Origin of the sequence: Corynebacterium camporealensis (assembly GCF_000980815.1) — a bacterium.
Classification (GTDB): Bacteria; Actinomycetota; Actinomycetes; order Mycobacteriales; family Mycobacteriaceae; genus Corynebacterium; species Corynebacterium camporealense.
In genome coordinates this window covers 1647108-1673005 of record NZ_CP011311.1, presented here as the reverse complement: position 1 = coordinate 1673005, position 25898 = coordinate 1647108, and the positions used below count along the sequence as shown (strand labels likewise).

Genomic DNA, 25898 nt, shown 5'->3' with positions numbered 1-25898 from the left:
CCGAGCACGAGCACAACTCCGGCAAAGGACATAGGCGATGAAAAACAAGTGGTACTGGGCTTTCAAATACATCTTCTTTGGCCCAGCCCTGCGGGTATGGAACCGTCCCTGGTCGAAAGGGATGGACAACATCCCCGAGGAAGGCCCAGCCATTTTGGCCTCTAACCACCAGGCCGTGATGGACTCGTTCTACTTCCCGCTGCTGTGTCCGCGCCAGATCACCTTCCTGGCCAAGTCGGAATACTTCACCACCCCCGGCCTCGTCGGTCGCATGCAAAAGTGGTTCTTTAGCTCCGTGGGCCAAGAACCCATCGAGCGCGATACCAGCACAGCTGGCGATGCCATGCTCACCACCGCCCAAAAAGTCCTAAAGCGCGGCGATCTCTTCGGCATCTACCCCGAAGGCACCCGCTCCCCGGACGGCCGCGTTTACAAGGGCCGCTCCGGCATGGCACGTATCGCCATGCTTACCGGCGAAAAAGTCATTCCCGTCGCCATGCACGATTCCCGCAAGGCCAACCCCATCGGTTCCTGGATTCCGCGCCCCACCCGCGTCGGCGTGGTCATCGGCGAGCCCATCGACCCGCACGCCTGGGCCGCTGAGCACAACATGAACCCCGAAGATCACGACACCGCCCGCGCATTTACCGATTACTTCATGCGGCACCTCGCCGATCTTGCGGACAAGCCCTACGTTGACGTCTACGCCTCCGATGTGAAGGCCTCCCTGGCTGCTGGCCACGGGTACCCGGAAGGAGCCGAATACTAACCGTGCCTTCCCCTAAGGAACGGCTGGCATGGCCAGATATCGCCAAGGGCATTTCCATCCTTGGCGTCGTGCTATTGCACATCACCCTGGCTGTGCCGGAATCCCAAGAAACCTGGCTTTTCGACCTCAACGTCTGGCTCGATCCCCTACGCATGCCGCTGTTCTTCCTCGTCAGCGGTTATTTTTCCGCGAAGGTCTTCCGTTTTAGCCTGCGTGAGCTCTTCACCCGCCGCCTGTGGTTCTTCCTCGTGCCCTACATCGTCTGGGTCACCGTCGAGCTGTGGACCAAGAAACTGCAGTGGCACTGGGACCTAGGCACCCCGCTGCTGGGTTGGCAAGAACTGCTCTACAACCTCTTTTTCGGCCACACGATGGGCTGGTTCATCCATGCCCTGATTGTCTTCAACCTTTTCCTCTGGGCCGTACGCAAGCTGCCCGCCTGGGCCGCCATCATTTTGAGCTTCTGGCCCATCATCGTCTTTGCCTGGCAAGACCAGTTCTACTTCATCGGCAAAGCCATGATGTTCCTGCCTATCTTCGTTGGCGCTGCCTACCTGCGCGGTCCCATCACCAAGTTCGCCGCAGCTGCCGATGCCCCCTTCAAAGGCCAGTGGACACCCCTGACCATCATCGCCTACGCCTCTGCAGTCTTAAGCTACCTGGCAGGCTTCCTCATCCGCCGCGCCTGGGACAACAACCCCGGCGATGTCGCCATCCCATGGATTTTTCCCGGCGCAGACTTCCTCGACCGCGGCGACGCCCACATCCTCGTCCGCTTCGTCGAGCAAACCCTAGAAACCCCCGCCGGCATCGTCGGCGCCGTGCTCATCGCACACATCCCAGGCCTATCGCACATGCTGCGTTTTATCGGCCGCCACACCCTGCCGATTTATCTTGGCCACCCCATTGGCCTGACCGTCGGCTACGGCTACATCATGTCCTTTACCGACTTCGAGATCAGCCTCAACGGCGCCTGGCCACTCGAAAACACCTGGTTCTGGCTCATCGCCTGCTTCTTCTTCGCTGGATTGGCCTCGCTGGTGCTGTGGGTCATCGGCAAGCTGCCCTATGTGGGCTGGACACTTAACCCGCCGCCGCTGGGCAAGATCCGACGTTTTGCTGAACCTTTTGTCACCGGCCATCCACAGCCGGGCGATGACAAACCCACAAAAGGCGCCGACTAGGCTGGTTTTCTGTGCGCTACTTCTATGACACCGAATTCATCGAGGATGGAAACACCATTGAACTGGTTTCCATCGGCATCGTTGGTGAAGACGGTAGCGAATACTACGCCGTATCCACCGACTTCGATCCCGCCCGTGCCAATGCCTGGGTCCGCGACAACGTGCTCGACAAGCTTCCGAGCCCGCGTGACCCAGTGTGGAAGTCGCGCGCCCGCATCCGTGACGAACTCCTAGAATTTCTTACCCGCGGCTCCGGCCCCGTCGAGCTGTGGGCATGGGTCGGCGCCTACGACCACGTCGTCCTGGCACAACTCTGGGGCGATATGGCCGGCCTGCCCAAGCAGCTGCCGCGCTTTACCCGCGAGCTCAAACAGTACTGGGAATTCGCCGGGCGCCCGCAGCTTCCGGCCATTCCAGACGGCAACCACGATGCGCTTATCGATGCCCGCCACAACCTTCGCAAATTCCGCACCTGCCAGGAAAAACTCCCACTATCGCGATCATCACAGGTCAAAAAGTCGATTAACTAACGCTCGACAGGCAACCAATGGTTTAATGGCAGTGTGAGTTGGACAGTAGATATTCCGAAAGAAGTACTCCCCGATCTTCCTCCGCTGCCGGATGGCATCGAGGAGAAGTTCCGGGATGTTATTAGCCGTGACGCAAAGCAGCAGCCGAGCTGGGATCAAGGACAGGCTGACCAGGTGCGCAAGATTCTCGAGTCGGTACCGCCGATTGTGGTCGCTGCCGAAATCGAGGCTTTAAAGGCCAAGCTTGCCGATGTCGCCCTGGGCAAAGCCTTCCTCCTGCAGGGTGGCGATTGCGCCGAGACTTTTGAGTCGAACACCGAGCCGCACATCCGCGGCAACGTCAAGACTCTGCTGCAGATGGCTGTCGTGCTGACCTACGGCGCGTCCACCCCAGTGGTCAAGCTCGGCCGTATTGCTGGCCAGTACGCCAAGCCGCGTTCTTCAGATACGGATGCCAACGGCCTGCTTAATTACCGCGGCGACATCGTCAACGGTGTCGAGCCCACCGAGGAGGCCCGCCGCCACGATCCGGCGCGCATGATTCGTGCTTACGCGAACTCCTCGGCTGCGATGAACCTGGTGCGCTCCCTGACCTCGTCGGGTACCGCGGACCTGTACCGCCTGCACGAGTGGAACCGCGAATTCGTCGCGAACTCCCGCGCAGGTGCCCGTTACCAGGCGCTGGCCAACGAGATTGAGAACGGCCTGGCCTTCATGAACGCCTGTGGCGTGTCCGATGAGACCCTGCGCTCTGCAGAGATTTACTGCTCGCACGAGGCCCTGCTCAAGGACTACGAGCGTTCCATGCTGCGCCTGGCCAAGGATTCCCACGGCCAGACCAAGCTTTACGATCTCTCCGCCCACCAGGTTTGGATCGGTGAGCGCACCCGCGGCCTGGAGGACTTCCACGTCAACTTCGCCGCCCTGATTGGCAACCCGATCGGCATCAAGCTGGGACCGGGCGTGACCCCGGAGCAGGCCGTCGAGTACGCCGAGCGCCTCGATCCGAACCGGGAGCCGGGACGCTTGACGATGATCATCCGCATGGGCCACGACAAAGTCCGCTCCGTGCTGCCTCCAGTGGTCAAGGCCGTCGAGGAATCTGGCCACAAGGTCGTCTGGCAGTGCGATCCGATGCACGGCAACACTGTTACGGCATCGAATGGCTACAAGACCCGTCACTTCGACAAGATCATCGACGAGGTCCAGGGCTTCTTCGAGGTTCACCGCTCCCTGGGCACCCACCCAGGTGGCGTGCACCTGGAGTTCACCGGCGAGGACGTCACCGAGTGCCTGGGCGGCGCAGAGGACATCACCGATGTCGACCTGCCGGGCCGCTACGAGTCCGCCGTGGACCCGCGCCTGAACACCCAACAGTCCCTCGAGCTGGCCTTCCTGGTTGCGGAGATGCTGCGTAACTAGCGCCAGAGTGCCGGCGTCGCGCCGTACCAGGTCGACCCGAACCACCAGGCGCCCAGGCCTACCACGTAGGCCAGCAGCACCGCGACCGCCAGGTACGCCACCAAGCTGAGCACGCTTCGGTTGGTCACTGGCTTTTCTGCAGGCTCTTCCTCCGCAGTAGGAGGGAGGGCCTGTTCGCGTTGTGCAGGAAGACCCGCATTGGGCGCCCGCCACTCCTGCGCAGGCGCCGGCATCGGTGCCGGGGCCGCCGCCGGAGGATCAAAACGCGTCTCAAAGCTCAACGCCTCGCGTTGCGGCTCCTCTTGCGCAAAAACTTCTGTCTCGCCCTCATCGAGAATGTCTGTCGGCGCCTCATCAGGTGCTGCCGGAATCGCTGTCGTGGCGTTAAAGACCTCCGTATTGCCCACACCGGCAAAGTTCGTCGGACGCGCAGCCGTCCTCGCCGCCGCGGCGTTCTGCGGTACCGGGACGGTGAAATCTGGCAGGTGGAGGGCAACCGCGACATCGTTCAGCGCTTCCAAAAACTCTCCGGCATCGGCAAAGCGCATCTCCGGATCCCGCGCTGTTGCCGTGGCCACCAACTCATCCACCAGCGGCGGAACACCGTCAATGCGTGACGATGCCGTCGGCACATCCTCTTCCAAACGCGCCTTCGCATGCTCCAGCGGTGTATCGCCTCTAAAAGGCACCGTTCCCGTCAGCAACTCGAAGAGCACAATGCCGGCGGAATACACATCGGCAGCCGGCGTGATTTCCTCACCGGTAACCTGCTCCGGGGCCAAATAGGACACCGTGCCCACGATGTGGTCGGAGTTGACGTGCGCATTGCTCACACGCACCAAACCAAAATCGCCGACCTTCACCCGGCTACCAGAAGTAATCAGCACGTTGTCAGGCTTGATATCTCTATGCACTAAGCCTGTGCGGTGCACTTCGTCCAAACCAGCCAGCACCGAGCGCATCACGCCGATGGCCGCATACGGAGGCAGGGGACCTTCTTCGGCGAGCAACTCGCGGAGGGTGCCGCCATCGATAAGTTCCATGATGAGATAAATCGGCTCGCCGTCTGCAGAAAAGTCATGCACGCCGACCAGATTCGGGTGCTGCAGACGCGCCATCGCCCTGGCCTCGCGCTCGAAACGCTGGACGAAGACCGGGTCGTCTTCGAACTCTTCATGCATGACCTTCGCGGCCACGGCACGACCTAAACGCATATCTACGCAGCGATACACCGTGGACATGCCACCCTTTGCGATTGGGGAGTCCACCCGATAGCGGCCTTCGAGAATATCGCCTACGTCCAACCTTGTCATGCACCCCAGTATGGCTGATTCCAGCGCGAAGGGAAATCAGGGTTAAGGTGGTGTCTGTGACTACTAGCGAGAAAAACTTAGAAGAACTGCTGGCCGGCGAGCAGATGCTCACGCTTGCCGATGTCGCCGAGAAACTCGACCTGCCCATTACCCGCGTCCATGACTTGATGCATGCGCGCAAGTTCATCGCCTGGCGCAACCCGGAGGGCACCCGCTTGGTCCCGGCGTTGTTTTTCAACGACAAGGGCGTCATTTCCAAGCACGTTACCGGGGTTATCACAGTGCTTAGCGATGGCGGCTACGACGACGAAGCCATCCTGGCCCACCTGTTTACCGAGGACGATTCCTTGCCTGGCCGCCCGATTGACGGCCTGCACGGGCATTTGGCGCGCGAGGTTATTCGGCGCGCGCAGGCGATGGCTTTTTAGTTTTTTCGTCTTCCTTTTCTCCCGCTTGCGGCCACCCCGCAAGCGCCCACTGGGTGATAAACCACGTAGCGATCGCCATGCCGAGGACCCACCACCAGTTGTAGAGCTGGTGGTTGCCGTCGCTGGCAAAGGCCAGGCCGATAAAGACCGAGGCGCCGGTGGCCAGCTTAATCAGCCAGGATGGCGGGCGGAAGGTACCCAGCAGCGTCAACACCGAGACGTAGTACCAGGGCAGGGTGACCGAGTTGAAAATAAACGCCACTTGGTAGGCCGCCGCGGTGCCCATAATCGCTGTCCGCGCGTTGTGGCGGCTCAGCCACCACACAGCCACCAGGCCCACCAGCATGAAGACCGTGGCGATGGTGCGCAGGACCTCCAGGACCGCGTTGTAGCTAATATCCGGGTTAATCACCTGCAGCAGCGGCGCGATGATGTCTGTCAGCAGCGTCGGACCGGCCAGCGGGTTAATGACCTTCGAGTTGCCGGTAATCTCGGATAGCCAACCCCACGTGAGCCCCGAGGCCCATGTGATCACCGCCAGCGCAATGACAATCTCCACCACGGCCACGATGCCGGAGACCACAAACACACCTGCCTGCTTGGCAAACGACGCCTTGCCCGCATAGTGCTGGACCATCAACCAGACGATAAACGGCATCGCAATCAGTGCCGTCGCCTTCATTGCCACGGCAATACCGACCAGAATCAGTGCGATGTGGAAGCGCTGGTGCAGTGCAGCCAGCAGGCCAATAGAAACCAACGCGACCATCGTGGATTCGTTGTGCATGCCACCAATCAAGTGCAGCACAACCACCGGATTGGCCACGCCCAGCCACAGCGCTAATGCCGCATTACCGCCGAGCTTCCGCGCAATGCGTGTGACCGCCCACGCAATACCCACAAAGCCCAGCACCGAGATGACCTTGTAGACAATCATTCCGGCAGCAACATTGTCGCCCACCAGGCGCGTCACCCCTTCGCCCATCCATAAGTGCAGCGGGCCATAAGGAGTCGTCGTATTACGCCAGTCCGGGGAGACCTCCAACAGGAACGGTCCCGGATTAACTGCCGGGCCTTCCGTATAGGGGTCGAAGCCATCGCGGACCATCGCACCTTGCATCAGGTACGAGTACACATCGCGCGAGGCCAGCGGTGCAGCCAGCAGCAGGGGAGCAGTCCAGGCGATGAGCATGGTGCGGATGCGTCGATAAGCATCGGGCATCTCACCGCGCAGATGCGGCACAATCACCTGACGTGCCGCCAGCACCCACGCCAGCACCAGCGCAATCAGGCCAATCCAATAGGCCAGCATGCCCAGGTTGCGCCCGTGGCCATAGGCCAAAAAGCCAATGTTGAGAGCTTCTAAAAGCCCGCCCTGGTTACGCGTCGCGCCCCCCGAAAAGGACGCGAACAACAGCACCACTGAGCCGAACACGCCCAGCGGCAGCGCGCCGGGGACTGTGAAGCTATACGTCTTGCGTTTATCCATGACGTTCTACGCGCGCCGCGCCGTGGCCTTGTGGGCAAGTTCTTCCAGCGTCGCCGTGACCTCATCGGAGACGTCCGCTGCGCGCAGATGGTTCAGCCCCGACTCAGTCAACCGAGCAATACGCTTTTCGATGAGCCCAGGAGCCCCCGAATCCTCAATAATCTGCGACAACTTCGCCAATTCTTCTGGCTCGCTCACATTGCCCACACCAGCGCGCAACGTCGCAGCCGCAGACGGGTCCTTCTCGTCGAGTTCCTGTAACGCGAGTGCTAGCAGCACGGTACGCTTGCCTTCGCGCAGGTCATCGCCAGCTGGCTTGCCGGTAACAGAAGGGTCACCGAACACGCCAAGCTGGTCGTCGCGGAGCTGGAAAGCAATGCCGATATCGCGCCCATAGCCGCGGAAGGCGTCGATGAGGTGGGAGGGGGCATCGGCAAGCGCGGCTCCAATGTGTAGCGGGCGCTCGATGGTGTAGGCGGCAGTCTTGTAGCGGTTGACCGCATCGGCCAGCTCAACGGACTCCGAGCCCTGAGCTTCCAAAGTGATGTCGAGCAGCTGGCCGCCGATAACCTCGGTGCGCATGGCACGCCACGGCTCGCGCACGCGTTGGAGCGCAGCAGCCGAGAGACCGGAATCCTGCAGCATGTCCTCACTCCAGGCCAAAGCCAGGTCACCGACCAAAATTGCCACCGACTGGCCGAAAAACTCCGGCGAACCCTGATAGCCGGCCTCCCAGTGCAGCGCAGCCACCCCGCGGTGCACGGTCGGATTTCCGCGGCGGGTATCGGAGGCGTCGATGATGTCGTCGTGAATCAGCGCGCAAGCTTGGATGAACTCCAGGGATGCCGCAGCACGCAACACGGCCTGCGGGTCCTCGTCGCCATCGAGACCGTCGGCGCCAATGAAACCTGCCCAGGCATACAGCGGACGAATGCGCTTGCCGCCGCCGAGTACGAAATCTTCCAGAAACTGCGTTGCCTGCGTAACCGGCTGCCCAATCTCGGCGACCTGAGGACGCCGGGCCTCCAAGAACTCAGATAAGAGCTCCTGGGTGGTGGAGGGGACATCGGCAAGCGAGGGCACATTCGGGAAAGTCACAGTAGCTACGATACCGTCTAGCTTTCCGGAGATTGCTCAACCCTCGGGTGTAGTGGCAGCGTGGCGACTAAAATGGCGAAACCGCGCGTATCGGCCGGGTAGCGCAGATTGCGCAGAAAATCGACGAAACCTAAATGCCGGTAGAGCCCGAAAGCGTTGTTCTGCTCGCCGTCGACTTCCGGGGTGGACAGCAGGCAATGCCGCGCGGGGGCATTCCACAGCAGGTTCTGTGCTAATTGCTTGCCGATGCCCCGTCCCTGACACCTGGGCAGCACATGAATCTCGGCGAGCTCAAAGTAGTTTTGGAGCACTTTGGCCTGGGCGGCAGTAGGGCCGCCTTCTTTGACTAATCCGCGGCGCAGTTGCTGATCCCACCAGGTATCAGGGGAGCCGATAAAGCCATAGGCCATGCCGACCACGCCGGTGTCGTCTTCGGCGATGACAGTCTGGAAGCCGGCGCGTTGCATGTCGTTGCGCCAGCCGCGCACACTTTTGGCGTGGATGCTGGGGGAGTAGTCCATGGCTTCGATGTAGATATCGACAAGCTGGGGAGCCAGCAGTGAAAACTCCCGGGGGGTTAAGCGGCGGATTGCGTAAGTCACAGTATCTATCACAGCAAAAACTGAAAGGTGCCGCAATAAGTTCTGTGCGCAGGATTTTCGAAGAAATATTCGAACACATGAGCTAAAATGAAGTTAGGATGTCCGGATCGGCTTTTAGGTTGTAAGTCAGAAGAAAAGGAGGCAGGTCATGGCACAGATTATTTCCGCACAGTCCAAGTTCACGGGTGGTCCGGCAGGCAAGCGCGATCGTTTCTTGTTCCAGGCCCAGGACCTCCTGCGCCGGGCACAAGGTTGTGCTGCTGAGGCCAAGTGGGATGAGGCGTTGGAATATGCCTACCAGGCGGGTCTGCGCACTGCGGGTGCGCGCGTGGCGGTTTCTGCTGTGGCGAAGCGTCGCCGGCTGCCGTCGAGTGCTTGGGAGCGTTTGGCTTTGGTTTCTGCCACAGACAAAGAGTGGGCGAAAGAATTTAAGGCTTATTCTCGTCCGCGTTCGCGTGTGGCGACCGGCCTGGATGATATGCCTGATGAAGCGCTGGTGTGGTCGCTGTTAGACCTGGTGGCGCGCTTTATCGATGCCACGGAAGCCGAGATTGGTTTCGGCTCGCTGGTTGCTTAAATCCTTGCGAGTGCACCTGATTTTTAGGATAGCTGTATTTACGGGAACTAAGTGATTACTCTGGGCGTTGTATAGGTGTAAACCCTCATCTCTGTGCCCGACCCTAAGTTGGAGGAACAATGTCCCTTTCCGAGCAGGAGCAGCGCGCTCTCCGAGAAATTGAGCGGTCATTGCTTGCCGATGACCCCAAGTTTGGCGCCTCCGTATCCGAATCCTCCTCGAGTTTTGGCGGCGACGGCGGCGGAGCAATCACGCTGCGCGGTGTGGCACTGGTTGTGCTGGGCCTGGTCGTCATGATTGGCGGCGTGGCGCTTGCGCAGCAAAGCCTGTGGTTTGTCGCACTGTCCGTACTCGGCTTCTTGCTGATGTTCGGCGCTGGCGTATGGATGCTGCGCGGGGATTCTTCCTCGTCTAAGTCCAACAAGTCCGCCAAGTCGTCGAAGAAGAGCAACAAGCAGCGCTCCTCCTCCAAGCAGGGTGGAGTCAGCTCCAAGATGGAAGAGAATTTCCGTCGTCGCTTTGAAGAGCGTTAAAAGCTCGCACGTTTAGCCCCGCACCTTTGTTAGGTGTGGGGCTTTGTTGTGCTTTGAAGGCTAGATGAGGTGCATCGCGCCGAGCTGGCTGACCGGATGCGGGTTGGTCCGCGGCGGTTTTCTGCCCGGTGGGTGGTAGACCACGTGGCCGTTTTCTCTACTTATCCACCCGCGGTGCGGATAGTTCGGCGCGCCGGGATGTTTCGGCAGGTTATTGGGGTCGATGCTGCCGATAAGCCCGTTGTGGTAGCGGCATAACATCGTCAGGTTGGTCGGGGTGGTCTCTCCGCCGCGGTTGTGGGCGACGATGTGGTGGACCTCGCAGTTATCGCCGGGTTCTTTGCAGTCCTCCCAGGCGCAGACGAGCTGTTCGGAAATGGCCATGAGGCGCTGTTTGAAACTCGCCGAGCGCGTCCGGTAGAGATTCACCGGCCCGGCCACCGGGTGGAAAAGTCCGGCGAAGATGTCCTCGCCCAAGTGCCCTGCTAGGTGGTGGGCGAGCCAGTCCGCACCGGTCATAATCGTGCCATCAGAGCAGCCGAGCTTTACCTCATCGCCCTTGCCGGCGATGATCTGGAAGAACTCCTCTAGTCCGATAGCAATGACCGTGCGATAGGCCGGCTCGACCAACGTGGACTGGCTGTTGACCAGTTCCCAAAAGGCGTCGGCGCGGCGGCGAGCACGCGGAATGGACTCGTCCTTCGGTGCTGCAGCATCCAGCGTCTTGCGCAGCTGCGCAATGCGAGAGGCCTCATCGCGAATGTGCAGGCTCCAGATGTTCTCGTCGTGCTGGGTGATACTCACGCCGCGCTCGGGGGAGCGGGGCTCGACATAATTCTCCTGACGAGTCTTGGCATAAGTAATCATCTCGTCCACGCTGCCGGAAAAGCGCAACAGCTCTAAGCGAAATTCCCACTGGCGCGCAGGGGTGGCAGCACGCCGGGCAAAGCGGTCGATGTGGACCAGTCGAGAGATGGAGTAGCCCTCGGCAGCCAGCCGGGCATCGTCTTGTTTGCGGGTGAACTTCGTCGCGCCGAAATAGACGTGCGCGAGGGTGGCCCAGCGCTTGACTTCGCGCAGGGATAAATCGAGCACCTCCGCAACCATGCCGGGCGAGCGCAGGCTATCGCGCAGCATGTCGAGCCCGGTGTGCCGGGCTGCGGTGGGGGATGCAAACTGTGTCATGCCCGTCACAGTAGCCGCGTTTCCGCAGGTAGGCAACGGTTTGTGGGATTGTTCTCATTTTCGAAATTTTCGGATCCTTTTGGCCATTTCGGCAGTCTAACCAGAGAGGGGATCTACTCATCTAAAAATTCCCCACTTTCCCCCACCACGGCACCCCCGGCACTGTGCGTTAGTAACAGAAGACATCCCAAATCTCAGCTAAGTTACTAAAATCGCCTCACAATTCACCCCTTGTCAAGACCTGCCGGGGAATTTCCCCCACCGCAATTTCGAGGCTCTACCAGGGTTTTCAAAAATTACATCAACGTAACACGCCGCGCTAAGTGTCCCCGGTGGGGGAAAGTGGGGTAGAGTGGGGCGCAGCGGAGAGGTGTGGTGCCTGTTCGCTTCCGAGGAATCCGGATGTCGCAAGTTGAGGAAAGGTGGTCCCGGGATGTTTCTGGGAACCTACACTCCAAAACTTGATGACAAAGGACGCCTCACGCTCCCGGCGAAGTTTCGTGACGAACTAGCTGGCGGCCTGATGGTCACCAAAGGGCAGGACCACTCGTTGGCGGTGTATCCGCGCGAGGAGTTCGCTCAAAGGGCCAGAAAGGCGGCGGCTGTCTCGCGTACGAATCCGGAGGCTCGTGCGTTTATTCGTAACTTGGCAGCAAGTGCGGATGAGCAAAGGCCGGATGGCAATGGTCGTATTACGTTGTCGGCAGGTCATCGCGAGTATGCGGGTTTGTCGAAGGAGTGCGTGGTGGTCGGCTCAGTCGACTTTTTGGAGATTTGGGACGCAGCCGCCTGGGCTGAATACCAGTCACAAACTGAAGATGCTTACTCGGCAGCAGATGCCGATGACGTACTTGCTGGGCTGCTTTAGGGCGGCATCGTTAAGCGAAGAGTGCGTGTACGGACTCTGCCCGAGGTGGATGCTCTGGTGTACTTCCCCGACATCAGAAACCTGCCTCGGACAGGGCTCTATACGCACTCAATTTTTATCTCTAGCGGAAGGGGGCGTGGTCCTCATGGTCAACTATAACGTTGCAGCTAACCATGGCCATGTCCCTGTCATGCGCGAACGCATGGCAGATTTGCTTTCTGCACCCGTGCACATGCTTGCCGATGCCGCCATCATCATCGACGGCACCCTCGGCGCCGGCGGGCACACCGAGTATTTCTTGAATGAGTTCCCGCAGGCGCGCGTGATTGGCATTGACCGCGATAAGGCAGCGCTGAAGCAGGCAACTAAGCGCCTGGAGAAATTCGGTGAGCGCTTTACACCGGTCAATGCCCGTTTCGACGATTTGGGGGTCGCCATCACGCAAGGTGATGGAGACGTTTTTGAGGTAGCGCGCGAGCACGGAATCGCTGGCGCGCTTTTTGATCTCGGTGTCTCGTCGATGCAGCTGGACCAGGCAGAGCGCGGGTTTGCGTATGCGCAGGATGCGCCGCTGGATATGCGCATGGATCCGAGCAAGGGCATTACTGCAGCAGAGGTGCTGAATACCTACTCGCATGGTGACTTGGCACGCGTGCTCAAGGTCTATGGCGATGAGCGTTTCGCCGGCAAGATTGCTTCTGCGGTTCTCAAAGAGCGCGAGAAGGAGCCTTTTGAGAATTCCGCGCGCTTGGTGGAGTTGCTCTACGCGACGATTCCGGCTGCGGCACGCCGTACCGGAGGACACCCGGCAAAGCGCACCTTCCAGGCGCTGCGCGTCGAGGTCAACCGCGAGCTCGAGGCGATTGAACAGGTCCTCCCCGTCATCGCCAACGCGCTGAGCGTTGGCGGTCGTGCGGTGTTTATGAGTTATCAGTCGTTGGAGGATCGCATCGTTAAGCGTGCGTTCAAGGAACTGACCACCTCGAAGACTCCTGCAGGCCTGCCGATGGATCTGCCGGGTACCGCTGCGCAGTTTAAGACCGTGACTCGTGGGTCGGAAAAGGCCAGCGAGGAAGAAATCGCAGAGAATTCGCGTGCGGCGTCGGTGCGCGTGCGCGCTATCGAAAGACTCGACGGCGACGTGGAGTTTCGCCCACCGGGAGGTGCGCGATGAGTCCGACATCAACTTTTGACACCACCAATCGAAATCGCGACAGAGAGGGCAAACGCAGCATGGGCGCCAGCCGAGATTTCACCACCGGAGCAGACGGCGGAGCAGGCACTGGTCTGCTGGAGCGTCCGCGTCGCGGTGCGCAGTCGACGACTCCGACGCGTCCTAGCCGCAGGGTTCATCGCCCGGAGGTCCCGCAGCGCCGCAACAAGCGTTTAGGTTCCAAGCAGGTTGTCAGCTACCGCGGTCGCCGGATGGGCCCGCCGCGCAAGGACCCGGCGATTTTCCGCCTGGCGGTCATCGCGATTGGCATGGTCATCGCTGGTGTGGCCGTCGCGATGTGGCTATCTGGTCTGTCCACGGCACAGACCTTCAAGATTCAGCAGCTCACTGTCCAGGAATCCCAGCTGAGCAACCAGGTCGAAACGCTCAATCGCGATTTGGAGAACGTGCGTTCTTCGGCTGATGTCGCGCGCCGCGCCAATGACATGAACATGGCCGTTCCGGTGCAGCCCGGCGTGGTGGAAGTTAATGAAAATGGCGACATTAACGAACAGCGCCCGGCGGATGGAGCTACAGAATCTATCATCGATGTGAATGGAGAACCCGTCCGCCCGGGACGAGCATCCAGTGACCCGAACGAGACCTCGGACGTGTCCGATTCGCTGTCTGCGGTACCGCAGGGCCAGCAGAACGCGCGACAGTCTGACGACGAGGACCGTGAGGGCAGCACTGACGATGCCGACGCGGCTGACGATGCCGCACCGGCCCAGCCGTTGCAGGCTCCGTACTCCAACTAGGCGGTGTAGAACCTACATGGCCTTTACCTGACACGATGTTCTAGAAAGGTGACCTAGCTCAGTGACACCACCGAATCGCGGCGGAGGGCGTAATCCGCGCGGATCCCGGCCACAGCGCGCCGGCGTGGCTGGTTCTGCTAGGGCGGGGCACCAGGGGCATCGTCAAGCAGCAGCTCCGAAGCCTGCCAGCAGGGTCAAGGCCAACCCGCGGCAGAAGGAATTGATGGCCCAGCGCATCAACATTGTTGTGGCGATCCTGGGCGTGATTTTGCTGGTTCTCGTCGGCCGTTTGGCATGGGTGCAGCTCGCCTGGGGCCCGGACCTGGCCGCTAAGGCGGAAGCGCAGCGATCCCGCGTGTACATCGAACCTGCCCGCCGCGGTGAGGTCGTCGACCGCGAAGGCCAGCGCCTGGCCTACACCATGCAGGCCCGCTCCCTGACTGTGTCGCCGACGCGCCTGCGTTCGGAGCTGCGCGAGCAAGCCGAACTCGAAGCCCGCTCCGAAGGTATCTGGGGCGGCAAGTCCGAAGATGAGCGCAAGGACTACCTCGACGACGAGCTGGACAAGCGCCTGGAAGCAATGGCCGATGGCATCCCGCGCATAATGAAGGACGCGGGAGTGGATACCGACGACGTCGACGACGACCAGATCATGGACAAGCTCAACGCCGATACCGAATACGAGGTGCTCGTGCGCAACCTCGACCCGGATGTTGCCGTGGAGATTTCCCAGGAATTCCACGGTCTCGCTGCCGACCACCAGGATATTCGCCAGTATCCGAATGGTGCGATTGCTGAAAACGTGATCGGCAAGGTCTCCATGGACGGCCAGGGCCAGTTCGGTTTTGAAGCATCTGGCGACGGTTCGCTCACCGGCATCGATGGCCGCTCCACCGAGGATGTTTCCACCGACGGCCAGCCCATCCCGGGCACGCTTCGAGATGAGGTGCCAGCGGTCGATGGCAAGAACGTCACCTTGACTCTGGACCTGGACCTGCAGACCTACGTGCAGCAGAAGATCGAAAAGGCCGTGGCCAACTCTAAGGCAGAAAACGGCGAGGCAGTCGTCCTCGACGTTGCCACCGGCGAGGTACTGGCGATGGCGAACTCGGGCACCATTGACCCGAACAAGGACATCGAAAAGCAGCTCGAAGACGGCAAGGATTTCGAAAACCCCTCGATTTCCCACCCCTATGAGCCAGGCTCGGTGGCCAAGGTCATTACCGCTGCCGCCGCGCTTGAAGAAGGCGCAACCACCCCAGATGAAGTCCACCAGGTGCCCGGTTCCATTGACATGGCTGGGGTTACCGTCAACGACGCGTGGGCACACGGTGTGGAGCCGTACACGACCACCGGTATCTTCGGTAAGTCTTCCAACGTCGGCACGCTGATGATTGCGGAGAAGCTCGGCCAGGAAAAGTACTCCGAGTACCTGGAGAAGTTCGGCCTGGGTTCTGCCACCGGCATTGAGCTGCCGAACGAATCCACCGGCCTGGTGCCCGCATTAGAGCAGTGGTCTGGCGGTACGTTCGCGAACCTCCCGATTGGCCAGGGCCAGTCCTGGACCACCCTGCAGATGGCAAGTGTCTACCAGGCACTGGCCAACGGTGGTGAGCGCATCGAGCCGCGCATCATCGACAAGGTCGAAGGCGCTAACGGCGAAGAAGAAAAGCAAGAAGAACCAAAGACCACCCGCGTGGTCTCGGAAAAGACTGCGAAGACTACCGTGGATATGTTCCGCAGTGTCTTCCAGGACGACCCCGCGGGAATCCAGAACGGTACCGCAGCCGGTAACAACATCGAAGGCTACGAGCTTTCCGGCAAGACCGGTACCGCGCAGAAGGTAGACCCGAATACCGGCGGTTATTCCAACTCCGCGTACTGGATTACCTTTGCTGGTATCGCCCCGGCTAATGACCCGCGTTTCGTGGTCGCGGTCATGCTGGATGAACCAGAAACCGGCGTCAACGATGACGGTTCTGGTGGACAGTCGGCAGCCCCGGTGTTTAAGGACATCGCTAGCTGGCTGCTCAACCGCGACAACATCCCGACCACCGACCCAGCCCCGCGCCTGACCCTGCGCGAGTAAGGAGAGCAGAGAAATGGCAACGACTATTCGACAGCTTGCAGAACTCGCCGGCGGCCGGGTCATCGGTGACGGCGATATTACGGTCAGCGACTGCGGCCTGGATTCCAAGAAACTTCCCGAAGGCGCGCTTTTTGCCGCCCTTCCGGGCACCCGCGTGCATGGCGCACAGTTTGCCGGGGATACTCCAGCAAGAGCAATACTTTCCGATGTCGCCGGCGTCGAAATCCTGCAGTCTTCCGGCGAGACCCGCCCCATCATTGAAGTTGAAGACATCCGCGCAGTACTCGGCCTGATTGCCGCTGAAATCTACGGTCACTCCACCAAGGACCTCACCGTCATCGCGATTACCGGTACTTCCGGTAAGACCACGACCAGCTACTTGCTCGAAGCAGGTTTGCTGCACGCCGGCTACTCGGTCGGCCTGATTGGCACGACCGGTACCCGCATTAACCGCGAGCCGGTCCCGACGACGCTCACCACGCCTGAAGCGCCGACCCTGCAGCAGCTGTTCGCGCAGATGAAAGACGAAGGTGTCACCCACGTGGTCATGGAAGTCTCCTCCCACGCACTCGAACTGGGCCGTGTGCAGGGCACCCGCTTTGCTGTTGGTGGATTTAGCAACTTAAGCCAGGACCACCTGGACTTCCACCCGACGATGGAAGAGTACTTCGCTGCCAAGGCACGTCTATTCCGCGGCGAGCAAGCCGCGGAAGCTGCGGTCATCTGTGTGGATGATGACTGGGGTGGCCGCATGGTGGACATCGTTAAGCAGGAAGGCTTGCCGATGCAGCGCGTGCGCACCGGAAGCACCCAAGCTGAGGCGGAGATTTCCGCACACCAGCTGGATACCGAAGTCACCGGCGCCCAGCATGTGGAGCTGACCCTGGCGGATAAAAACTACACCTTCCGCCTGCCGATGCCCGGCGAGTTCAACATCGCCAACGCCGCGCTCGCGACCGGGTTGGCTGCCAGCGTCGGCGTGGACACCCAGACTTTCTTAGAAGGCATCGAAAAGGTCGCCGTGCCAGGACGCATGGAACGCGTTGACCGCGGCCAGGATTTCGTGGCAGTGGTGGATTACGCGCACAAGCCGGCGGCAGTGACTGCTGTGCTGGAGACCCTGCGTGAGCAACTTGGGGAGGACGGTGGCCGCATTGGCATCGTCGTCGGTGCCGGTGGTGATCGTGATTCCAGCAAGCGTCCGCTGATGGGTGCTGCGGCAGCTGAAGGTGCGGACTTTGTGGTGGTCACCGACGACAACCCGCGCACTGAGGACCCCGCGCAAATTCGCGCCGCAGTCCGCAAGGGTGCCGAGGAAGCCGACAGCAGCGCCGAAGTCCGCGAGGAAGGTTCGCGCGCGGCAGCTATCGATGCTGCTGTCGAGTGGGCACGACCAGGTGATGCGATTATCGTCGTGGGCAAGGGCCACGAGGTAGGCCAGCTAGTCGGAACAGAAACACACCATTTTGATGACCACGAGGAATTAGCTCGCGCGCTGGAGGCACGCGGGTACACCACAAGCGCAGGGACGAAGGACTAACTACATGATCGCTGTGACTTTAGAAGATATTGCACGTATTACCGGCGGCACACTAGATAGCGTCGAGGACCCGCAGCAGCAGGTCACCGGCGGGGTGGAGTTTGACTCCCGCAAGGTCGGCAACGGCGGGCTGTTCGTGGCATTACCCGGTGCCCGCGTCGACGGCCATGACTTCGCGGAAACCGCCATCGAGCAGGGCGCAGTAGCGGTACTCGCTGCGCGCCCGGTCGGCGTTCCTGCGATTGTCGTCAGCCCGAAGGGCCGCCTGGAAGGCGAGGGCGCAAACGCGGATATTTATGCAAACGATGGCGACGGCTCGGCTGCCGCAGTCGTGGGTGCTTTGTCGGATCTTGCCCGGGCGGTCACCCAGCGCCTGGTAGAAGAAGACGGCCTGCAGATCGTCGGTGTCACCGGTTCGGCCGGCAAGACCTCGACCAAAGACCTGATTGCCACCATCTTCCGCGCAGCAGGGGAGACCGTGGCACCCGCTGGTTCTTTCAACAACGAAATCGGTCTGCCGCATACCGCGCTGCGCTGTACGGAAGACACCCAGTACCTGGTCGCGGAGATGTCCGCACGCGGTATTGGGCACATCCGTCACCTGACTGACATCACCGCCCCGCGCATTGGCGTGGTGCTCAACGTAGGTACGGCGCACTTAGGTGAGTTCGGCTCGCGTGAGAACATCGCGCAGGCCAAGGGCGAGCTCGTCGAGGCGCTGCCGTCGGAAGCAGACGGTGGCGTGGCAGTGCTTAATGCTGACGATGCCTTCGTCGCTGCGATGTCCACGCGCGCCCAGGCCAAGGTGGTCTACTACTCGGCCGCACCGACCCCGGCACCGCAGGCGCAGTACTATGCGACGAACATCCAGCTTGACGATGTCGCCCGCGCTTCCTTCCAACTGCACACCCCACACGCGGACCCGGAGCCGGTCCAGCTGCAGGTTTTCGGCGCCCACCAGGTCTCTAATGCGCTGGCGGCAGCCGCTGCAGCGATTGAGTCTGGTCTGTCGGTCAAGCAGGTTGCCCAGGCGCTGTCGGGGCATCGGAATTGCTCTGAGCACCGCATGGATGTGCTCAGCCGACGCGATGGTGTGACGGTTATTGACGATACGTACAATGCCAATCCGGAATCGATGCGTGCAGCCATCGCAGCACTGGCCTATACCCGTGCTGCGCGTCCGGATGCGCGTGCGATTGCTGTGCTCGGTGAAATGGGCGAACTGGGTGCTGATGCCCAGGGCGCGCATAGTGAACTCGGTGCAGAGCTGTCGAAGTACCACGTCGATCACTTAATCGCTTTTGGCGACAGTGCTAATACCCGGGCGATGGCTAACGCAGCACAAGCACGGGGTATAACTACAACGGTTGCTCACTCCACGGCAGAAGCTGCAGCGCAGGTCGAAGACATCCTGCGCCACGCACCTGCTGGGGTAGAGGACTGGGCACAGCGCACGCTGCGCGATGTCGTTCTGGTGAAAGCCTCTAATGCCCAGCGCCTCTGGGAGGTTGCCGAGCAATTAACCGAAACCCACAACCCTAGAAAGTAGAAGGATCTCCGCAAAGTGACTCAGATTATTGTTTCCGGAGTCGTGAGTTTCCTCGTCGCTATCTTCACGACCCCGATGCTCATCCGCTACTTCTCCAGCGTGGGCAAGGGACAGGAAATCCGCGAGGACGGTCCGAAGTCGCACCTGCGTAAGCGGGGTACCCCGACGATGGGCGGGTTGTCGATCCTGCTGGGTATCACGGTGGCCTACATCGTGGTGGGCATCTACGGAACCATTGCCGGCACCGGCGGCTTTTCCGCTTCCGGCCTGTTGGTCCTCGGCCTGACTCTGGGCCTGGGTGGTCTGGGCTTTGCCGATGACTTCATCAAGCTGTTTAAGGCACGCAACCTCGGTCTGAACAAGACCGCGAAGCTGCTGGGGCAGCTGGCCCTCGCACTGGCGTTTGCTCTGCTGGTGCTGCAGTTCCCGGACGAAGATGGTCTGACTCCGGCGTCGACCAACCTGTCGTTTATTCGTGATCTGGAGACCTTCGACATCGCTGTCGGCGGTGCGGTCATCGGTACGATTATCTTCCTAATTTTCATGTACCTGCTGATCGCCGCCTGGTCGAACGCGGTCAACCTCACCGACGGCCTGGATGGCCTGGCTGCAGGTACTACCGCATTCGTTATGGGTGCTTACACCCTGATTACCTTCTGGCAGTTCCGTAACTCCTGCCAGCCGGGTGACTTCGTCGCTGGCTGCTACGAGGTCCGCGACCCGCTCGACTTGTCCGTGCTGGCCGCTGCTGGTCTGGGCGGCTGCCTGGGCTTCCTGTGGTGGAATGCCGCACCGGCGAAAATCTTCATGGGCGATACCGGCTCCCTCGCACTCGGCGGTCTGGTGGCCGGTCTGTCGGTGACGACCCGCACTGAGCTGCTGATGATCATCATCGGTGCCATCTTCGTGATGGAAACCGTCTCTGTCGTTATTCAGATTGTCGTCTTCCGCAGCACCGGCAAGCGCTTCTTCCGCATGGCGCCAATTCACCACCACTTCGAAAATGGCGGCTGGCCAGAAACCGCCGTCGTCGTGCGCTTCTGGCTGCTGGCCGGCATGGCCGCTATCGCTGGTGTTGCACTCTTCTACGGTGACTGGCTCGTCCAGTCAGGTATTGGAATTTAAGGACTTGTCATGACCTCCCAGAATCTTCCCTCGCAACTTCGCCGCGGCGCAGTACTAGTCGCCGGTGCAGGTGTCTCCGGCCTCGGTGCCGCGCGCGTGCTGGCAGAACTGGGAGTACCGGTCACCGTCGCCGACGACAACGCGGCAGCACTCGACAAGGTCCGCGAAGCAACAGGGGAGAAGGCTACCTGCATCTCGGTTGCCGAGGCACAGCAGAAGGCCGCCGACTGGGGCCTGGTTGTGACCTCGCCCGGCTGGCGCCCCGACGCACCGTTGCTGACTACGGCGCAGGACGCAGGCGTCGAAGTTATCGGCGACGTCGAGTTGGCCTACCTGCTCGACCGCGCTGAGGTCTTCGGTAAGCCACGTACCTGGTTGGTGGTCACCGGCACCAACGGCAAGACCACGGCGACTGGCATGCTCGCGGCCATCATGGACGCCGATTCGGCCCGGTCCGGCAAGCGCGCCCAGGCAGTGGGCAATATTGGTATCTCGCTTTACGATGCCCTGTCCGCCACCCCACGCATCGACATCCTGGTCGCAGAACTATCCTCCTTCCAATTGCACTGGTCGGAAGAGCTGACTCCAGATGTCGGCGCGGTGCTGAACCTGGCCGAAGACCACATTGACTGGCACGGCAGCTTTGATGCTTATGCCGCGGACAAAGCTAAAGCTTTGTCCGGTGAGAATGCGGTGATTGGGCTGGGCGACGAACACGTCCGAGAGATTGCACAGAAGCTCCGCGACGAGGGAACCCTCGCCAAAAACACCTATGGCTTTAGCGCCGAGGCGCCCAAGGACGGCGAAGTCGGTGTCTTGGAAGGCCAGTTGGTGGCTGAGGGCATCGGCAAGCAAGGCTCTGTTGACCTAGCTAGTGCTGAAGGAATTCAGCCAGTCGGGCTGGCAGGCGTGCTGGATGCGGCAGCCGCGGCGACGGTTGCGTTGGTAGCTGGAGCGGCACCGGAATCGATTGCTGAAGGACTGGCGGCCTATACGGTGTCGGGCCATCGCGGTGCAGTGGTGCACAGCGCTAACGGCATTGACTTTATTGACAATTCCAAGGCCACGAACCCGCATGCTGCTGATGCGGCGCTGCGCGGTGTCGATAGCGTCGTGTGGGTGGCCGGTGGTCAGCTCAAGGGCGCGGAGGTCGACGATCTGGTGCGTGCCCATGCGCCGAAGTTGCGTGCGGTGGTGCTGTTGGGCATCGATAGGCAGCTGCTTGCCGATGCCCTTGCCCAGCACGCCCCGCATGTTCCTGTCACGGTGATTGATAGCACTGACCCGCAGGAAGCGATGGATGCGGCTGTGGCTGCGGCGGTGCAACACGCCGTGGCTGGCGATACCGTGCTTTTGGCCCCGGCTGCGGCATCGTTGGATATGTATACCGGAATGGCACAGCGTGGCGACATGTTCGCTGCGGCTGCTAAGAACGTGCAAGTGCGCTGAGGAGTAACACATGACTGCGACTAAGCCCTCTTCAGATAAGAAGAAGAACTCCAGCGTGCGCGAAAACCTCAAGACCATTCGGGGTATCGCGGGACTGGATTACTTTGCCCTGCGCACGATTATTTTCTCGCTGATTGGTATCGGCGTGGTCATGGCGTTTTCGGCGTCCATGGCGACCTCGCTGACTGAAACCGGTGGCGTATGGCAGGAAGCCATCCGCCAGTGCATCATGGTCGGCGCAGGTTTGTTCCTGTTCTGGGTGATGCTCAAGATTTCGCCGCACTCGCTGCGCAAACTTGTGCCGTGGTTGCTGTTGGCATCAGTGATCTTGCTGATTTTGGTGCTGATTCCAGGCATCGGTGCGGGTCGCGATGAGGTCGGCTCGCAGTCCTGGATCCTCATTGGCCCGCTGTCAATTCAGCCATCAGAGCTCGCCCGCGTGTCCGTGGGTTTGTACGGTGCGACGGCGCTGGCGGATAAGCAGCACAAGTCTTTCCGGATTAGCGATCCGTTCATGATGTACTCGCTGGTCGCGGGTGCGATGTTCCTGCTCATCGTCGCTCAGGGCGACTTGGGCATGGCGATGTCGTTCGCACTGGTTGTGGTCATCACCTTGATTTTCGCGGGCGTGAACTGGCGCGTGCCAGCAGTCGTTGCGGTCTTGGCGGCACTCGGCCTGGTCGCAGTCTTTGTTGGCGGCGGCTTCCGTTCGCACCGCTTCCACACCTACTTTGATGCCCTGCGCGGCAACATCGAAGACACCCAGGGCACCGGCTTCCAGGCCTACCAGGGCTTCTTATCGCTTGCCGATGGCGGCGCCACCGGCGTTGGTCTCGGCCAGTCGCGTGCGAAGTGGTTCTACCTGCCGGAGGCGAAAAACGACTTCGTCTTCGCCATCGTCGGTGAGGAGCTCGGCCTGTGGGGCGGCGCATTGGTCATCCTGCTGTTCGCAGCGCTCGGCTACTTCGGTCTGCGTACCGCACGCAACGCCCAGAACCAATTCCAGGCCCTGCTGGCTGCCACCCTGTCCTTTGGTGTTGTCACCCAGGCCTTCTTCAACATCGGCTACGTCGTCGGCCTGCTGCCGGTGACTGGTATTCAGCTGCCGATGATTTCCGCCGGTGGTACCGCAGCGATTATCACGATTGCCTCGATGGGTATCCTGTGTAACGTCGCCCGCCACGAACCAGAAAACATCTCCGCCATGCAGAACTACGGCCGCCCGTTCATGGACCGCATCCTGGGCATCGGCGAGCCGACTGCCACCGCCGCACCAAAGCAGACCGGCAAGCACTCCGCCCCAGCCGGCGCACGTACCGCCACCCGCAGCGGCCAGAACCGCGGCTACGACCGCGAGCGACGCTTCGGCCAGCCGGTTACCGGTCGACGACCGGTAACCGAACGAAACGCGGCCACCGAAAGTAGGGGAGAGCGCACGTCGTCGAGGCGTAGCTCTGCAGCTGGTGCTGGACGCGGGGAAAGCCGAGACCCTTCGCGACGCGCGGGTGGACCACGTCGTGCACCGCGTCCGGATTACCGTGCGGGAGGCCGTAGCGGATCGGGTGCAGCGCGTTCGCAGCGCAGGCGCGGCGAGCGCTAGCTACAGCGGTTGCGCTGGTAGCCTGTAGTGCATGAATTCGACCCCCATTTCTGTCGTCATCGCAGGTGGCGGCACCGCCGGACATATTGAACCCGCACTCGCAGTAGGCGAGGCACTGCGCAATCGTCATGCTGCGCAGGTCATCGCCCTAGGCACCCCGAAGGGCTTAGAAAGCGATATCATCCCGGCCCGCGGGGTGGAGCTGAAACTTATTACTCCGGTTCCAGTACCGCGCAAGATTAATCTGGATTTGTTTAAGCTGCCTTTTCGCATCTTGAAGTCGGTGCGCGAGAGCCGCAAGGTCATCAAGGAGGCCAAGGCCGATGTCGTCTTCGGTACCGGTGGCTATGTGGCAGCCTCTGCATACTTGGCAGCCCGCTCGCTGGGAGTGCCTTATTACGTACTGGAAACCAACGCGCTGGCTGGCATGGCCAACAAGTTGGGCGTGCGCATGGGCGGTATTGGTCTGAATGCCCAGCAGGATTCCGGTATGCCCGGCGACGTCGTGGGTATTCCGGTGCGTCCCGGTTTGGGTGAAGACCCGGATGGAACCGTAGCGGCCAAGGCCAAGGAAAAGTGGGGACTGGGTGACCGCCCGACCATTTTGGTCACTGGTGGATCCCAGGGTGCGGCAAGTATTAATGCGGCGGTTGCTGGGGGCATCGATAAGCTCTGCGAAAAATACCAGGTACTGCATGCCTACGGTAAGAAGAATGCTGCCCCGGAAGCCCACGAGCACTACGTGCCGCTGCCATACATTGATGACATGGCATCGGCGCTGGCGGTCGCTGACTTGGTGATTTGCCGTTCGGGTGCGATGACCGTGGCAGAAGTCAGTGCCGCGGGCGTGCCGGCGATTTATGTGCCGCTGCCGCATGGCAACGGTGAGCAGGCGCTGAACTCCCGGGAAGTGGTCAAGCATGGCGCGGCCGTGCAGGTAGCCGACGGTGATTTTGATTCCCAGCGTCTGCTGGACGAAGTCGACGGCATTCTGGGCAATACTGAGCGTTACCAAGATATGAGCATTGCCGCGCAGCATAGCCCGGCTGGTGATGTGGCCGAGCGTTTGGCAGACCGCATCGCAAAGCGCATTAAAGAGGCAGAGGAGAAGTAAATGAACGCTGCACAATCCTATGACCTGTCCCGAGTCCACATGGTGGGCATTGGTGGCGCTGGCATGTCGGGTCTCGCGCGTATTCTGGTCGCGCGCGGAAGCACGGTGACTGGCTCGGATGTGAAGGAATCCACCCCGGTGGAGGTCCTGCGTGCCATGGGTGCGCACATCGCGATTGGGCATGCCGCGGAGAACCTACAGCAGGCTGGCGAGGCACCGACTGTCGTGGTGACGTCCTTTGCGGCGATTCCGCAGGATAACCCGGAGTTGGCCGCTGCGCGTGAGCAGGATATTCCGGTGATTCGTCGCTCGGACCTGCTGGCTGAACTCATGGCGGGCAAGCAGCAGATTCTGCTGGCTGGAACTCACGGTAAGACCTCGACGACTTCGATGACGGTGGCTGCCCTGCAGCAGGCCGGTGTGGATCCGTCCTTTGCGATTGGTGGCCAGCTCAACCGTGCGGGCACGAATGCGCATCACGGCACCGGCCCGGCCTTTGTGGCTGAAGCTGACGAGTCGGATGCGTCCTTGCTGCGCTATAGCCCGGATATTGCGGTGCTGACCAACGCCGAGCCAGATCACTTGGATTACTTCGGCAGTGCGGAGGCCTACTTTAAGGTCTTTGCGGATTTTGCTGACCGCATTACACCGGAGACTGGTTACCTGGTGGTGTGCTTGGAAGATGAGCATGCTGCAGAAATTGGTGCTGAGGCGGCTCAGCGCGGAGTGCAGGTGTTGGGCTACGGCAGCCATGAGCACACCGATATTCCAGTCGCAGCGCAGCTACTGGGCGAGGAAATCTCTGGGGAGAACACTTCGGTGCGCGTGCGTTTGGCCCTGCCGGGGCAGGATGCGCAGGAGATTTCCTATGAGCTGCAGATCCCAGGCCACCACATGGTGCTCAACTCGCTGGCGGCGTTGCTGGCGGGTGCTTTGAGCGGTGCGGATGTCGACGAACTGGCTGCGGGCCTGAGCGATTTCAACGGCGTGCGCCGTCGTTTTGAGTACCGCGGTGCCGTGGAGATCAACGGTGGTCCGGCGGTGCGTGTCTACGACGACTACGCCCACCACCCAACTGAGGTCAGCGCGGTGCTGCGAGCGGCACAGGATAAGGCTGCCGCAGAGGGCAAGGGTGCGCGCGTGATTGCGTGCTTCCAGCCGCACCTGTACTCCCGCACCATGGAGTTCGACAAGGAGTTTGCGCAGGCGCTCTCGCTTGCCGATGCCGCCGTGGTCCTCGACATCTACGGTGCTCGTGAGCAACCAGTCGAAGGCATTACCTCGCGGATTATTACCGACAAGATGCCAGAGGACATGCCAGTGCGCTTTGAGCCGGACTTCTCTGCGGCACCAAGCACTGTCGTGGAGCTGGTCAAACCCGGCGATATTGTGCTGACCATTGGCGCTGGCTCGGTGACGATGCTGGCCGCTGAAATCCTCGACGAGCTAAGGGCTTAAGCACT

General features: G+C 60.9%; 23 protein-coding genes. 18 read left to right on the top strand and 5 right to left on the bottom strand.

The genetic code is table 11. The features are described from left to right. Nucleotides 1–37 precede the first annotated feature (37 nt). From UL81_RS07820 to UL81_RS07805, 4 genes are read left to right on the top strand one after another with little or no spacing between them, the layout of a single operon-like run. Nucleotides 38–769: a lysophospholipid acyltransferase family protein gene (locus tag UL81_RS07820; RefSeq protein ID WP_046453459.1), complete on the top strand. Its 732-nt coding sequence runs from the start codon at nt 38–40 to the stop codon at nt 767–769. A gap of 2 nt (nt 770–771) precedes the next feature. Then, nucleotides 772–1953 (top strand): acyltransferase family protein, encoded by a 1182-nt coding sequence (locus UL81_RS07815; RefSeq protein WP_082099197.1) that lies wholly within the window; start codon nt 772–774, stop codon nt 1951–1953. An 11-nt stretch (nt 1954–1964) separates the two neighbouring features. Then, nucleotides 1965–2483 (top strand): polyadenylate-specific 3'-exoribonuclease AS, encoded by a 519-nt coding sequence (locus tag UL81_RS07810; protein ID WP_046453458.1) that lies wholly within the window; start codon nt 1965–1967, stop codon nt 2481–2483. A 33-nt stretch (nt 2484–2516) separates the two neighbouring features. Beyond that, entirely contained in the window at nt 2517–3905 is a 1389-nt protein-coding gene (locus tag UL81_RS07805; RefSeq protein ID WP_035105254.1) for a class II 3-deoxy-7-phosphoheptulonate synthase, read from the top strand. On the opposite strand, the gene UL81_RS07800 is transcribed toward UL81_RS07805, so the two are convergent. Further along, the gene (locus UL81_RS07800) at nt 3902–5218 is read right to left on the bottom strand and encodes a protein kinase domain-containing protein (RefSeq protein WP_035105252.1); all 1317 of its coding nucleotides are present in this window, start codon (nt 5216–5218) and stop codon (nt 3902–3904) included. The genes UL81_RS07805 and UL81_RS07800 overlap by 4 nt on opposite strands. A gap of 50 nt (nt 5219–5268) precedes the next feature. Between UL81_RS07800 and UL81_RS07795 the strand changes: the two genes are divergently transcribed. Continuing rightward, nucleotides 5269–5646, top strand: coding sequence for an Rv2175c family DNA-binding protein (locus tag UL81_RS07795; protein ID WP_046453691.1), 378 nt, complete (start codon nt 5269–5271; stop codon nt 5644–5646). Here the strand turns inward: UL81_RS07795 and UL81_RS07790 are convergent. Genes UL81_RS07790 through UL81_RS07780 form a run of 3 tightly spaced genes read right to left on the bottom strand, consistent with a single transcriptional unit; the run spans nt 5615 to nt 8835 of the window. Further along, entirely contained in the window at nt 5615–7135 is a 1521-nt protein-coding gene (locus UL81_RS07790; protein ID WP_046453457.1) for an alpha-(1->6)-mannopyranosyltransferase A, read from the bottom strand. The genes UL81_RS07795 and UL81_RS07790 overlap by 32 nt on opposite strands. 6 nt (nt 7136–7141) lie before the next feature. Then, nucleotides 7142–8233, bottom strand: coding sequence for a polyprenyl synthetase family protein (locus UL81_RS07785; protein WP_035105251.1), 1092 nt, complete (start codon nt 8231–8233; stop codon nt 7142–7144). 17 nt (nt 8234–8250) lie between these two features. Continuing rightward, nucleotides 8251–8835, bottom strand: coding sequence for a GNAT family N-acetyltransferase (locus tag UL81_RS07780; RefSeq protein WP_035105249.1), 585 nt, complete (start codon nt 8833–8835; stop codon nt 8251–8253). A gap of 148 nt (nt 8836–8983) precedes the next feature. On the opposite strand from UL81_RS07780, the gene UL81_RS07775 reads away from it, so the two are divergent. Together UL81_RS07775 and UL81_RS07770 are read left to right on the top strand one after the other, a co-directional pair. Beyond that, nucleotides 8984–9412, top strand: coding sequence for an SAV_6107 family HEPN domain-containing protein (locus UL81_RS07775; RefSeq protein WP_035105247.1), 429 nt, complete (start codon nt 8984–8986; stop codon nt 9410–9412). A gap of 119 nt (nt 9413–9531) precedes the next feature. Continuing rightward, nucleotides 9532–9945, top strand: coding sequence for a DUF3040 domain-containing protein (locus tag UL81_RS07770; protein ID WP_035105245.1), 414 nt, complete (start codon nt 9532–9534; stop codon nt 9943–9945). A gap of 60 nt (nt 9946–10005) precedes the next feature. Here the strand turns inward: UL81_RS07770 and UL81_RS07765 are convergent, their stop codons facing one another. Further along, the gene (locus tag UL81_RS07765) at nt 10006–11130 is read right to left on the bottom strand and encodes an HNH endonuclease signature motif containing protein (protein WP_052097714.1); all 1125 of its coding nucleotides are present in this window, start codon (nt 11128–11130) and stop codon (nt 10006–10008) included. 433 nt (nt 11131–11563) lie between these two features. Here UL81_RS07765 and mraZ point away from each other — a divergent pair, with 433 nt between their 5' ends. From mraZ to murC, 11 genes are all read left to right on the top strand, one after another. Then, entirely contained in the window at nt 11564–11998 is a 435-nt protein-coding gene (gene mraZ, locus UL81_RS07760; protein WP_035105243.1) for a division/cell wall cluster transcriptional repressor MraZ, read from the top strand. A gap of 145 nt (nt 11999–12143) precedes the next feature. Continuing rightward, a complete protein-coding gene (gene rsmH / locus UL81_RS07755; protein ID WP_035105241.1) occupies nt 12144–13172 on the top strand; it encodes a 16S rRNA (cytosine(1402)-N(4))-methyltransferase RsmH in 1029 nt (342 codons plus the stop codon). Nucleotides 13173–13231: 59 nt separating this feature from the next. After that, complete coding sequence (locus tag UL81_RS07750) at nt 13232–13969, top strand: hypothetical protein (RefSeq protein ID WP_035105239.1); 738 nt, start codon at nt 13232–13234, stop codon at nt 13967–13969. A gap of 223 nt (nt 13970–14192) precedes the next feature. Beyond that, entirely contained in the window at nt 14193–16058 is a 1866-nt protein-coding gene (locus UL81_RS07745) for a peptidoglycan D,D-transpeptidase FtsI family protein (protein ID WP_035105238.1), read from the top strand. Between the two features lie 13 nt (nt 16059–16071). Further along, the gene (locus UL81_RS07740; protein ID WP_046453454.1) at nt 16072–17598 is read left to right on the top strand and encodes a UDP-N-acetylmuramoyl-L-alanyl-D-glutamate--2,6-diaminopimelate ligase; all 1527 of its coding nucleotides are present in this window, start codon (nt 16072–16074) and stop codon (nt 17596–17598) included. 4 nt (nt 17599–17602) lie between these two features. Then, nucleotides 17603–19147, top strand: a complete 1545-nt coding sequence (locus UL81_RS07735) for a UDP-N-acetylmuramoyl-tripeptide--D-alanyl-D-alanine ligase (RefSeq protein WP_035105236.1) — start codon at nt 17603–17605, stop codon at nt 19145–19147. A 15-nt stretch (nt 19148–19162) separates the two neighbouring features. After that, a complete protein-coding gene (gene mraY, locus UL81_RS07730; RefSeq protein ID WP_035105233.1) occupies nt 19163–20272 on the top strand; it encodes a phospho-N-acetylmuramoyl-pentapeptide-transferase in 1110 nt (369 codons plus the stop codon). 9 nt (nt 20273–20281) lie between these two features. After that, nucleotides 20282–21721, top strand: a complete 1440-nt coding sequence (gene murD, locus UL81_RS07725; RefSeq protein ID WP_035105231.1) for a UDP-N-acetylmuramoyl-L-alanine--D-glutamate ligase — start codon at nt 20282–20284, stop codon at nt 21719–21721. Between the two features lie 10 nt (nt 21722–21731). Beyond that, nucleotides 21732–23321, top strand: a complete 1590-nt coding sequence (locus UL81_RS07720) for an FtsW/RodA/SpoVE family cell cycle protein (RefSeq protein WP_081961400.1) — start codon at nt 21732–21734, stop codon at nt 23319–23321. Nucleotides 23322–23352: 31 nt separating this feature from the next. Continuing rightward, complete coding sequence (gene murG, locus UL81_RS07715) at nt 23353–24435, top strand: undecaprenyldiphospho-muramoylpentapeptide beta-N-acetylglucosaminyltransferase (RefSeq protein WP_035105230.1); 1083 nt, start codon at nt 23353–23355, stop codon at nt 24433–24435. After that, the gene (murC, locus tag UL81_RS07710) at nt 24436–25893 is read left to right on the top strand and encodes a UDP-N-acetylmuramate--L-alanine ligase (RefSeq protein WP_046453453.1); all 1458 of its coding nucleotides are present in this window, start codon (nt 24436–24438) and stop codon (nt 25891–25893) included. The last annotated feature ends 5 nt before the right edge of the window (nt 25894–25898 follow it).